Source organism: Pluralibacter gergoviae ATCC 33028 = NBRC 105706 (assembly GCF_001598855.1).
GTDB lineage: Bacteria > Pseudomonadota > Gammaproteobacteria > Enterobacterales > Enterobacteriaceae > Pluralibacter > Pluralibacter gergoviae.
In genome coordinates, this window is the sequence record NZ_BCZS01000002.1 from 177,568 (window position 1) to 189,191 (window position 11,624).

Consider the following 11,624-nt stretch of genomic DNA (forward strand, 5'->3'; position numbering starts at 1 on the left):
GTTAACCTGCTCCCGTTGATTAACACACCGCGATGTTAGTAATGTCTTCTTGTGACCCTGACCCCGAATATGCTCCAAGCATAATCAGGAATAACCGGCTTCATGTTGGTTGCATATTCTGGCAACCGACAGATTTTTCTGCAAATTCGGACGGGGTTATCCATCCCAGCGTAGAATGAGGACGTCTCTGGTTATAGTGTATGCGCCAGTCCTCGATTTTGCACCGTGCGTCCTCCAGGAACATGTGATCCTCCCCTCATAATGTGGACACGCTTCTAAGCGAGGTTCTTTTTTTCAAATTGCTCCGGGCTGAGACCGCCACACGCACTGTGACGACGCCAACGATTGTAATCGCACTCAATGTAATTAAATACCACGGTACGCATATCATCACGACTGATTAGACACTCACCGTGGATACATTCCACCTCCAGCGAGTGGAAAAAACTTTCCGCACAGGCATTGTCATAGCAGCAGCCTTTGGCACTCATGCTGCCACGAAGGCCGTGCTGCATCAGTAGGGTATGATAATCTGCTGAGCAGTATTGGCCGCCGCGATCGCTGTGAGCAATAACATTCATTGGCCGCTTACGCCGCCAAAGCGCCATCTGCAGGGCATCGCACACCAGCTCTGCTGTCATCCGGGATGACATTGACCAGCCAATGACCGCACGGGACCACAGGTCAATCACCACGGCAAGATACAGCCAGCCCTCGTCGGTACGTATATAGGTGATGTCCTGCACCCACTTCTGATTTGGTGCGCAGGCGGTGAAATCCTGCTTCAGCAGGTTATCGAATACCGGCAGATTATGTGCCTTATAGCTGACCGGATTGAATTTCCGGGCGGCTCTGGCCCTCAGCCCCTGCCGTTTCAGGCTGGTCGCCACCGTCTTAATGTTGTACCTGAGCCCCTGTTCGCGGAGCTCATCAGTAATGCGCGGTGCGCCGTAGCGCTGTTTTGCCTGATGAAAAGCCTGGCTGACCACCCTGTCACACTGCTGGCGAAATTGTTGACGCGTACCCGGCTGCACGCGACGGTTACGGCGAGCATAACAGCCGCTGCGGGACACGCGCAGCACCCGACACATCGCTTTGATACTGAACTCTGCCCGATGTTTTTCGATGAAGACATACTTCATTTCAGGCGCTTCGCGAAGTATGTCGCTGCCTTTTGGAGAATAGCCAGCTCCTCGGCCTGCTCCGCCAGCTGGCGCTTCAGGCGGGCATTTTCGGCAGCCAGCTCATTCTCTCGTTCGGAGGACGTTTTCTGCTGCTGAATTTTGCTGCGCCATGCATAAAGCTGAGACTCATAAAGGGAGAGTTCGCGGGCAGCGGCGGCCACGCCGATTCGCTCAGCAAGCTTCAGGGCTTCGCTGCGGTATTCAGGAGAATACTGTTTTCGTGGCTTCTTAGTTACGGTTGCTGATTTAGTCATGTGAGTCACCTCTGTCTGAGAGTTTACTCACTTAGTTGCGTGTCCACTATTGGCGGGTAGGATCAGCATAGGCCAGAGACCCTATGGGAAAAGTTAGTAACAGAAATAATGAACTATGTCGCATGGCAGTATTTTCCTGAAGCGTATTCAGGGCAGGGTAGATGAGATGCTGGGGTGGCACAGTGAAGAAATATTTGTGTCTAATAAAAGATTTTAGTCGGTGCTGTGAATGCTAACTCACTATTTTTAATATGGAAGATACTAGTAATAGTCAAGTTTTATCTACTGTTTACTGCATTAGGGCTATTGGATTTTATAGCCGGCAAACGTTCGTATCTTCTATGGATAAAGTTTGGTAGTTGTGATTCTAACAACTACCAAAAATTACTGGATTGGACAATTAAAGTATGTCAACTTTTAAGAATATCATTCTTTAATTTCGATAAAGGTATCGTAGAATAATCTTGTTCGTTTCCTGTTACCCCAAATATGAAATGCCTAAATTCGTCTTCTGTCATTTTTGTCGATAGGATTTTTTCTATGGATTTTCTATATCCATCGGTGAAAATTAAACGTTTTTTGAGAAGGTTAGCTACGTCTGATTTATGATTCTCATATATCTCCCGATGTCTAAAGAAATATGAGTTATTAATATCATCTTTATCCTTGGGGATTACTTTTAAGTCAAATCCATCCATGTCTCCATATAGTCCTTTTACGTTATTATAAATCACATGGAAATATTTCTCATCTATTAATCTATTAGAGTATATGTTTGCCCAAGGGAACAGTTTGTCTTTTTTTATTATGCAATTGCAATATGAACAAGATGGTATAAAGTTTAACAAGGTCAGTGAATATAAAGGAAAGATTAATTTTGGGAATTGATGATCAATTTGAGCTAAAGATTTTACCTCACCATTATAGGAGTATGTATCAATATATTGTCTATTACAGTAAGGGCAAATAGTTATTTTAATATTATTAAGTATATCGTTTCTTATATTTTTTACTGACATCAAAAACTCATTGTAGTTAAAAATGGCAGCAATGCTTTTGTTGTTTTTTTTAAATGCGGTAATTATTTTCTTATGAAAGTCCAAATAGTTCTTTTCGTTTTTTACAATATCTGAGTTATTAATGCCAAATTTTTTTAGGATATTATTATGCCTGAATTTATCTATAATATAAATCCGTTCATCAGCTAATGCTTTTTTATACAGAGAGCCACTTAGAACCTTATGTTGAATTTTTATTATTTTTAGATAATCATTGCCATGTAATAAAAATCTTGAGATCTCGTAGTAGTCTTTTAGAAATTCATCATTTTTCTTAATTAATCCTTTTTGAACAAATGGATCAAAAGAGATGGAGTTTAAAAGTTCATCCGAGCACACCTCATTAAATGAAAATGAGTGATTAAAAAAATCAATTCCTAATTTTTTGTTCAGGATGAATGATTTAACTTTTCGTTGATGTGAAACAATAAATTCATTATTAAAAAATTGCTCTTTAGAAAATTTAATCATGTTTCTTTTCATTCATTTTATTAAGGATTTTTTCTTTCTTTTTGATTAAAGTGTTTATTTCATCATCTAATTTAACTAATTGCATTTTTTTATCATAATTATAATTGGCGTTAAGTTGATTAATCAATGTTCGTCTAATATACTCATCATCAATGGAATGTATTATATTACGTAGGCTAGTATAAGTTTTTGAAGTGGTATTCATGTTTACATTATCTACTTGAGTCAATAATTCATTTAATTTTCGTACAGCAAACTCACCAATTGGTTGTGATAAAAAGAATGAATCATTTATTATATCATATATATTGCTTGCAAAACTACGGTTTGCTTTACTACTATAATATTTACCTTCAGAGGGGATGTATTCTATTTTTATAACATTTTCTTTTAACAGATCGCTGATGACATATGGTGAATGTGTTGATAAAAGTATCTGGAAGGAATAATTATTGTAACCTTTGTTCAAGTATTGTAGTAGGTAATCTAAAAATAATCTTGACCACTCTGGATGAAGGTGTTCATCATACTCATCTAATATAATAATAAAACCATGAATCTCTGGGTTGTTCTCTATGGTTAGTTTAATCGCTTTATTAATACCAGCGATCTTGCTATTTATATCAAACTCCCCTGTGCTCATTTTAGGCAACTTGAGAGTAATTGGGTTGTTTCCAGCGCCAATTTCAGTAATAAAAGAATGTACCTTGTCATCATAATTATTAAGATTTATGGAACATGTTACGTTTTCTTTTAGTCCGTTTCCTTCTTTCGTAAAAAATAATTTGTCATTGTTTTCTAAAAAATTTATAACTACGGTCCATTCTATATCATCTAAATATGAAACTATTTCATCATCATTTTTTGTTAATAGTTCAATAGTATTGTCTATTGTTTTTAACAAGAAAGATTTTATTTTAGCATAATCTAATATATCGCTATTATATCTGTTAGAGTTAATTAACTCTTGACAGATTGCTCTGTTTTTTTCATCAAAAGAATTATGGATTATGTGTAAGATATATTCTTCCATAAAATTTATTACAAAAAGTTTTTTGCTGTCTTGTATTTTTTTTGGTTTGTTTTGATTAAATAATATGATATTAGAGTCTAAATATCTATCAAAGTCATTATAAAATTTAAACTCTTTTTTTTCTTCACGCATCTGGTATGCTTCGATCTTTATATCAATGCTTTTTTTGTTTATGTGACTGCAAAAATCATTGGCATTATTAGTTATAAATTCATAAAAATTTGCCATGTTGGTTTGCAGATAATTTCTTTTAAAACCATAGTTTCTATCATCGTTATCATGAATGTTCCTGCGTCCTTTTCCATTTATGCTATTGGAAAAATTTGGTTTGTGAATAACACAGTATTTATTTTGAATGTTATTTTCAAATTGGATAAATGAATCTAGGTAAAGAATATTTTCTGTTCTACCTAATCTATAGGCTATATAAGATTGATTTACTTTCCCGATATTTATAATTTTATCGGCATTAAAACCTTCTAAAAAATAAGTATCATTATGTTCATAAACGGCTACCCATTGACTATTAGGGTAGCAACTATGTAAGTCTATGTGGCTCAAACCAAGTATATTAAAAATGGTGCTTTTCCCTACACCATTTTGTCCCACGACAGCATTTACATTAATGATATTATTTCCATAGAAATTTTGTAATGGTGTATATTCCAAGTCAATTATCTTCAATTCACGTGTGTTTGTGATATTTATTTCTTTATCTTCTGAGAAATTAATTCCCAAATTAAAGTCAACATCAAAGCAATTAGCCAAATAAAAATAAATTAATCTCATTTCATCCCTCAACATAAATCATTAAAACTATCAAGCATGGAGTTAAAGTGTAATAGTCAAAGTATATCGTTTAAATTGTTGATGTTAATTATACTAAAGAGAATATCATAATACAATAATTATACTGAAGTTAGGATTCGATGTTCTATGTTTTTTTAATTGTAATTGCATTTTTATTATTAGTATCTCTTTATTAAGAAGCCATTTTTGTATGTAACATGCAATCATATTATAAGTTTTGACATGTCTTACTACACTAATGATGATTTAAGGCGTAAGGACAGTGGGTAATCCTCCCATTTTTAACGGAGGCGATAAGTAGAATCAGGTCATGCGTTGAATATGCTGCATTGGCGTGAAGCCATTCAGTGCCATATTCGGACGCTCGTGATTATAAAACCATTGCCAGCGTGTGGCATAGTCCTGCAATTCATCCAGTGATGTAAACAGGTGCTGTCCCAGCCAGTCATAACGTACTGTCCGGTTATATCGCTCAATATAAGCATTCTGCTGAGGTTTACCGGGTTGAATAAAACGCAGGGTGATATCCTGCTGAGCAGCCCATGACATCAGTACCTTGCCAGTATATTCTGGCCCGTTATCACATCGTATTGCTGCCGGTTTACCTTTCCACTCAATGAGTTGTTCGGGAGTCCTCACAACACGATTTGCGGGAAGAGAAAAATCCACCTCAATGGCCAGCGCCTCACGATTAAAGTCATCAATAACGTTTAGCAACCGGACTGAGCGGCCATCCGATAGCTGCTCATGCATGAAGTCCATTGACCAGCATTCATTGCGGCTTTCAGGCACTGCCAGCGGTTCGGGCTTATCCCGTTTCAGTCGTTTCTTCGGTTTAATTCGCATGTTCAGAGACAATTCGCAGTATATCCGGTATACCCTTTTGTGATTGAACTTAAAGCCTTTTACGTTAAGCAGGTACAAAAAGCACAGACCAAAACCCCAGTTGCGCTGACCGTCAGCGATGCGGAGCAGCCAGTCAGCAATAACCGTGTTTTCTTCATTCAGATGAGGCTGATAGCGATAGCAAGTTTCGCTGACAGCAAACAACTGGCAGGCAAAACGTATGCTGACGCTTCGGTTTTTGACCGCGTCCTGTGCCATCCGCTTTCGATGCGATGGCTTCACCACTTTTTTGCCATGGCCTCCTGAATAATTTCGGCCTTTAGTCGCTCTTCGGCATACATCTTTTTGAGACGGCGGTTTTCGTCTTCCAGCTCTTTTAGTCGGGCCATCATTGAGGCATCCATTCCGCCAAAGTGTGAACGCCACTTATAAAAACTGGCACTGCTCATACCATGCTCGCGGCATTGCTCAGCAACTGGCGTTCCGGCCTCGGCCTGCTTGAGGATGGTCATGATCTGGCTGTCGGTAAAGCGTGATTTTTTCATAGAGATCTCCCCGGTTCAGGTTACGAGAAAATTCTACTTATGAACACACCGGTTTTTCGGGGGGATTACCGGAGCGGCAGCGGCCGACCGTCGCGGGTCAGGTACAGCGCGCCGGGGGGGCTTCCCCACCTCCGGCTGCGGGGTAGTCCACCATCACCATATCGACGAAGGCCGGGTGGGGCCGCTGAGGGAATAGAGCGCGAGAGCGGGACTCAGGGCGCGCAGCGTCTGCACCGTCTCCGGCTTGATATAGTCCCCGCCCTGGCCGACCAGGCGCAGGGTGCTCAGGCTCCCCGCCGTCCGGCAGGCGAGCAGCATCTCCAGAATGGCGGGCACCGAGCGCCAGATGGTGACGCCGTGGCGCGCCACCAGCCGGTTCCAGTTGATGGCGTCTTTCTCCCGATCCGCGGCGGTCATCGCCCGGCGTCGCCGGGTCTGCGCAATCACATTGCCGGTGGCGCGGCAGATAGAGGGCCGCGACGCTGCCCGACCGATCCTTCCGCTCGCTTGCCGGCCCCCGGTAATGATTACTGTCCCTTACCAGCAATAATCGGCGCGATCAGCAGCAGCCGGGTGCGCACCTCAGACCACGGCTTGCTCTCTTCGCCCTTCGGTACGATGAAGAACTCGCCCTGCTTAATCGACACCCGCTCGCCGTTTCTGAAATCAATAAACAGCTCGCCCTCGGTGACCATAAACAGCTTGTCCTCATCCTCGTGGGTGTGCCAGATAAACTCGCCCTCGGCGAGCAGGATAATGACTTTATAGTCTTCGGTTTCGGCGATGACTTTTGGCGACCAGACCGTCTCCAGGCGGGAGAACTGCTGATCCAGGTTGGTGACCAGTCCGAATGCTGAGGCTGGGTTCATCTTCGTCTCCTTCCCTATTTATTATCAGAAGCGTGCCTTCATGCCGATGCCGAGTTCGCGCGGCGCGACCATCGTGCCGGTTACGCCTGCCGTGCGGTCATTGGCCTTGGTCGCCGGGGTGCGGCGGTCAAAGACGTTATCGACGTAGGTAAACAGCTCAAGGTTCCGGGTCGGGCTGTACGCCAGGCGCAGGTTGGCGATGGCATAAGAGCCGACGCGCAGGTCTCGGTCGTTCTGATCGTTGGAGTAGTAGCGGTTGATGTAGCGCATATCGCCGCTCAGGCGAACCTGCTCGGTGATGTCCCAGTCGCTGCCGAGGTTGAACATGTAGCCCGGCGCTTTGGCGAACTTATTGCCCTCAAAGGCGTTGCCGCGATAGTCGTTGAACTTCTTGATTTCGCTGTGCAGTAGCCCGACGCCGCCGCGCAGGCGCAGGTTGTCCAGCACCCGATAGTCGGCGCTGGTTTCCAGTCCGTAGGTCACGGCTTTATCGGCATTGACCAGGATCGAACCGTTAGGCCTGTCCGCGGTGTAGTCGGTTACCGAACTCTGGAAGTCCTTATAGTCGGAATAAAACAGGTTGCTGGTCAGCAGCAGGCGGTTATCCAGGGCGTTGATGCGCGAGAACAGTTCGTAGTTCCAGGCCTTCTCCGGGGAGAAGGTATAGTAAGAGTGGCCGGAGAAGTTAACGCCCGTCCCGCCCGGCGCGTAGCCCCTGCTGACCATGGCGCCGACCGTAACATCGTCGGTGATGTCGTAGCTGAGCGAGGCCTTCGGCAGCACCGCGTCAAAGCCTTTGCTGTAGTCGTGATACTCGCCGGGCACGTAGCTGGTGGTGCCCTTATGCTGCACCTTGTCGTACTGATAGCGTAACCCGCCGGTCAGCCGCCACTTCTCCGCCAGCCGGCGGGTCACTTCCGAGAAAATGCCCAGGCTGTCGTTGGTCAGATCGGCGTCCGCTTTACCTAAGGCGTTATCCAGCACGTTGGTGGCGGTCTCTCTCGAGTAAAACACGCCCGCCATTCCGCTCCAGAGAGACTCTTCCGTACCGAAGTTCATCCGCGTCTCGTTGGAGACGTTGTGCGAATCGCGCCGGGCGATGCCGGGGAACATTTTGGTGAAGGTGTAGCGGTAGCGGGAGCCGGAATACTGGGCCTGGTTCGACAGCGTAATGTCGTTTTCGAAATCATACTGCAGATCGAAGATCCCCACGTCGCTGGTGGTGCGCGACCGGTTGGTGCTCAGCCCTGCATTTTGTAGCTTGTGGTAGGGCCGGGTGGCGGACTCGGCGTCCGGACTTTCGTCCATCGCGTGGGAGTACGTCAGCTTAGCCTTAAACCACGGGCTTTCCGCCGGCTGAAACAGCGCCTTGACGCGGGCGTTGAGGTTCTCATAGCGCTTATCCAGCCCGCCGTCGAAGTAGTTCGGGTTGGTGTAGTTGATGTAATCATGGCGGCCGCTGTAATCCATCGCCAGGCGCAGGGCGATGTCGTCGCTCACCGGGCCGCTGGCGGCAAACGAGGCGCGCTTTTTAGCGTGGGAACCGTACAGCACCTGGCCGTCAAATTCCGGCGTAAAGGTCGGGTCGTTAGTCTTGACCACGATAGCGCCGGCGATGCTGTTCGCCCCCTGCGAGGTGGTCTGCGGGCCGCGGTAGACCTCCATCGAGCTGACGTCCCACAGGGCGCCGCCGCCGAGGCCGTACTCCGCCGCGCTGATGTAGCGCCCGTCGACGTTGATCGTCGCGCGCGGAATCGGCTTGGAGAGGAAGGTGTTGCCGCCGGTGAGCGGGCCGTTGGTGTCGATACCGCGGATGGTCGGCGCGCCGGTGGGGCTGGTGTAGAGCACGTTGGGCGTGCCCTGTAGCGCATCGGCGAAGGTGACCGCATCGGGCCTCGCCTTCAGCGCCTCGCCGGAGATCACGGTCACGGAGCTGGACGTTCGCTTAAGCGTCCGGTCGGTTTTTTCCCCGGTGACAATAATTTCATTGAGATTCTGCGGATTAGCGCTTTTCTCTTCTTCACCTGCCGCAGCAAGTGCCTGACCGTTCAATGAGTATAAGGTGAATACCAGCGCGCCGTTGATGGCTATTTTCCCGCAAGAGACGAACCGGTTTCCCGGCAGAGTAGACCGTGTCATGTCGATTCCTTTTCAACCATTAAATTGCTGTGACAATTGTTATTGTTTGTGATAATCATAATTATTATCATTTGCATTTGTAAATATATATCACCGCTGTAATACCTGGAAAGAAATATTTTTTAGGGCCGGTCGGGAGGCAGCCGCCGCTGCGTTAAGCATTTTGTTGCCGTGCGGAAAAGGGGGAAGTCGTTAATTTTGTGCGCCTTTTATAACGACGATGGGTAGTTATATCCGCGCAGAGTGTGCGTGAACCCGTTAAATATCGTTAACGCGTAGCGCGATATTTCAATCAGCGACCTATCTTCATAATCATTTGAATATGAATGCTTTTAGCTTTCGCCTGATTAAGTTGGTTGAAAATGATAGGGGACGCCGCTGCGGACGGTATCTGATGATGATGGCAGGTCTGGCTTATCCAGCGCTGAGCGGATCCTGAAGCCTATCGTCATCTGGCGGCTGGATGCCCGGGAAGATATTGTGACGCTGCTAAGCGCCATCGAAAATCTTATTGAGCAGTCTCCCCACCTGAATGCGCGATATAACCTGAGCGATGATGGGGAGTTAATGAAATACGCCGGGCAGACGTAGCGCGACTGCTGCTTGCAGGCCGGGTCGGCGGCGGGCTGGTCATCGCCGCTGATTTCGGTTCCCCGCCTGCTGAGCGGCGCGCTGGCGAACTGCCGTTACGCCTGCCCCGCCCGGCGCGCGCTGGTGCGCGCCAGCGCCGCAAAGTCCAGATCGCCGTCGCCGTGGGCCAGCCCTTCGATAATGGCATCGCGCACCGTGCTGGCGAGCGTCAGGGGCACGCGGGCCTGCTCCGCTGCCGCGATAGCGAGATTAACGTCTTTCAGGCCCAGCTCAAGTCGGAACCCTGCGGGCGTGAAGCGCTCGTCGGCAATAGCGCTGCCGTAGCCCTGGTACACCGGCGAGGCGAACCCGGTGCTGGTCACCAGGCCGAGAAAGTCGGCGGCATCCACGCCGTGGCCGCGCACCAGCGCCGCGGCCTCGCCCATCGCGCCGATGGCGCTGGCAATCATAAAGTTCACCGCCAGCTTCACCACACTGGCCTGCTCCGGGCGCTCGCCGTAGCGCCAGGTTTTGCGGCCCATCACGTCGAACAGCGGCTGCACCGTGTCAATGGCAGCGGCTTCTCCGGCGGCGAGAATGTTAAGCTCTCCGGCCTCGGCCACGTCGACCCGTCCCAGCACCGGCGCCGCCACGTAGCGGATGCCGCGCCCGGCAAAATCTGCCGCCAGCACGGCGGAGAGTTCTGCGGAGACGGTGGCCATATTGACCACGATAGCGCCGGGGCGCAGCGCCTCGTCGGCCGCCTGCAGCGTACTGCGGGTAGCCGCATCGTCGGCCAGGATCAGAATAACCACATCCGCATCCCGCACCGCCTCGCGGGGTGAAGAAGCGACCTGTGCCCCGCGCGCCGCCAGCCGCTGCCCCGGCTCCGGGCTGCGGTTCCACGCCCGCAGGTCATAGCCTGCCGCCAGCAGGTTAGCCGCCATCGGCCAGCCCATCGTTCCGAGACCTAAAAAGCTTATCTTCATCATGCCACTCCGTAACAGGAAACGATTGATTCCAGAATGTAGCAGTAAACGGTGGGGGAGGGTAAATAGCAGTAGGTGGACAATCTTCAGAAGTCCGTCTTTGCGTTAGCGCGTGCCGCCCGGCGATGGGCAGAATCGAATCGCGGAGCCCCGACGGAGAGCGTACAACTTAAAAACGGCCGCTGAGGCCCGGCAGGTCGGCGTCGCGGATGACGCCGGGGTGGGCGTCAATCGCCCGCAGCAGCGCCGAATCGAGAAGCGCGCGGGCGCCGCTATCGCCGCGCAGGGCCAGCAGGCGCTCGCGCCAGGCGGCGCTGAACCCCACCGGATGCCCCGGGAACCCCTGCCAGCGTAGCCTGACCTGCTCCGCGCCCTCGGCGAGCGCCTGCGCCACCCGCCGGTGATCTTCCGCCGTGATCCACGCCATATCGCCGGGCACAATCAGCCAGCCCGCCCGCGCCTGTGCGGCGCGCACCCCGGCGGCAATGCTCTCGCCGGAGCCGCCGCTGGGCAGGCAGACGGTCCGCACGCCGCGCCGCTGCGCCAGCGTCAGGATCTCCGCATATTCAGGACGGGTAACCACAACCGGCGGCAACCCGCTGGCCTGCGCGTGCGCCAGCGTCTGCTCCAGCAGCAGGACGCCATCGGCAAGGGGCGCCAGCAGCTTATTGCCGACGCCGCCCGCCCGGCGGAAGCGGGCGCCGAGTCCGGCGGCGAGGATGATGATACCGGGCGTATTCATGGGTGACACTCCGTCAGTGGCGATAGGGCATTATTCCTCGCCTGTGGGGGAAGGTCTAATGGTGATGAAAGTGGGGTTTACGTCCACGGACGATGCGAAGATACCCTAAAGGCT

The 11,624-nt window shown here is 49.2% G+C and carries 10 protein-coding genes; all 10 read right to left on the reverse strand.

Annotated elements, in window-relative coordinates:
• Positions 1 to 100 precede the first annotated feature (100 nt).
• Entirely contained in the window at positions 101 to 244 is a 144-nt protein-coding gene (locus ENGE1_RS26670) for an integrase core domain-containing protein (protein ID WP_073971302.1), read from the reverse strand.
• A gap of 31 nt (positions 245 to 275) precedes the next feature.
• A protein-coding gene (locus ENGE1_RS03305; RefSeq protein ID WP_371320894.1) for an IS3 family transposase occupies positions 276 to 1,438 on the reverse strand; the annotation gives its coding sequence in 2 pieces (ribosomal slippage) (positions 276 to 1,180 and positions 1,180 to 1,438; 1,164 coding nt in all).
• Between the two features lie 410 nt (positions 1,439 to 1,848).
• Entirely contained in the window at positions 1,849 to 2,967 is a 1,119-nt protein-coding gene (locus ENGE1_RS03315) for a hypothetical protein (RefSeq protein ID WP_048255202.1), read from the reverse strand.
• A complete protein-coding gene (locus ENGE1_RS03320) occupies positions 2,960 to 4,789 on the reverse strand; it encodes an AAA family ATPase (protein WP_162268878.1) in 1,830 nt (609 codons plus the stop codon). The genes ENGE1_RS03315 and ENGE1_RS03320 overlap by 8 nt, the downstream gene beginning before the upstream one ends.
• Positions 4,790 to 5,113: 324 nt before the next feature.
• A protein-coding gene (locus ENGE1_RS03325; RefSeq protein WP_119218195.1) for an IS3 family transposase occupies positions 5,114 to 6,201 on the reverse strand; the annotation gives its coding sequence in 2 pieces (ribosomal slippage) (positions 5,114 to 5,949 and positions 5,949 to 6,201; 1,089 coding nt in all).
• Between the two features lie 153 nt (positions 6,202 to 6,354).
• A complete protein-coding gene (locus ENGE1_RS03335; protein WP_048255205.1) occupies positions 6,355 to 6,618 on the reverse strand; it encodes an AMP-binding protein in 264 nt (87 codons plus the stop codon).
• 110 nt (positions 6,619 to 6,728) lie between these two features.
• Entirely contained in the window at positions 6,729 to 7,070 is a 342-nt protein-coding gene (locus ENGE1_RS03340; RefSeq protein ID WP_048255208.1) for a cupin domain-containing protein, read from the reverse strand.
• A gap of 24 nt (positions 7,071 to 7,094) precedes the next feature.
• Positions 7,095 to 9,209 (reverse strand): TonB-dependent receptor, encoded by a 2,115-nt coding sequence (locus tag ENGE1_RS03345; RefSeq protein ID WP_048255209.1) that lies wholly within the window; start codon positions 9,207 to 9,209, stop codon positions 7,095 to 7,097.
• A 686-nt stretch (positions 9,210 to 9,895) separates the two neighbouring features.
• Positions 9,896 to 10,768, reverse strand: a complete 873-nt coding sequence (locus ENGE1_RS03350) for an NAD(P)-dependent oxidoreductase (protein WP_048255211.1) — start codon at positions 10,766 to 10,768, stop codon at positions 9,896 to 9,898.
• A 169-nt stretch (positions 10,769 to 10,937) separates the two neighbouring features.
• Positions 10,938 to 11,510, reverse strand: coding sequence for a nucleotidyltransferase family protein (locus tag ENGE1_RS03355; RefSeq protein WP_048255212.1), 573 nt, complete (start codon positions 11,508 to 11,510; stop codon positions 10,938 to 10,940).
• Between the last annotated feature and the right edge of the window lie 114 nt (positions 11,511 to 11,624).

Coding starts and splice junctions, on each gene's coding strand:
- ENGE1_RS26670 (WP_073971302.1), bottom strand. CDS start 244: ATGTTCCTGGAGGACGCACGGTGCAAAATCGAGGACTGGCGCATACAC.
- ENGE1_RS03315 (WP_048255202.1), bottom strand. CDS start 2,967: ATGATTAAATTTTCTAAAGAGCAATTTTTTAATAATGAATTTATTGTT.
- ENGE1_RS03320 (WP_162268878.1), bottom strand. CDS start 4,789: ATGAGATTAATTTATTTTTATTTGGCTAATTGCTTTGATGTTGACTTT.
- ENGE1_RS03335 (WP_048255205.1), bottom strand. CDS start 6,618: ATGACCGCCGCGGATCGGGAGAAAGACGCCATCAACTGGAACCGGCTG.
- ENGE1_RS03340 (WP_048255208.1), bottom strand. CDS start 7,070: ATGAACCCAGCCTCAGCATTCGGACTGGTCACCAACCTGGATCAGCAG.
- ENGE1_RS03345 (WP_048255209.1), bottom strand. CDS start 9,209: ATGACACGGTCTACTCTGCCGGGAAACCGGTTCGTCTCTTGCGGGAAA.
- ENGE1_RS03350 (WP_048255211.1), bottom strand. CDS start 10,768: ATGAAGATAAGCTTTTTAGGTCTCGGAACGATGGGCTGGCCGATGGCG.
- ENGE1_RS03355 (WP_048255212.1), bottom strand. CDS start 11,510: ATGAATACGCCCGGTATCATCATCCTCGCCGCCGGACTCGGCGCCCGC.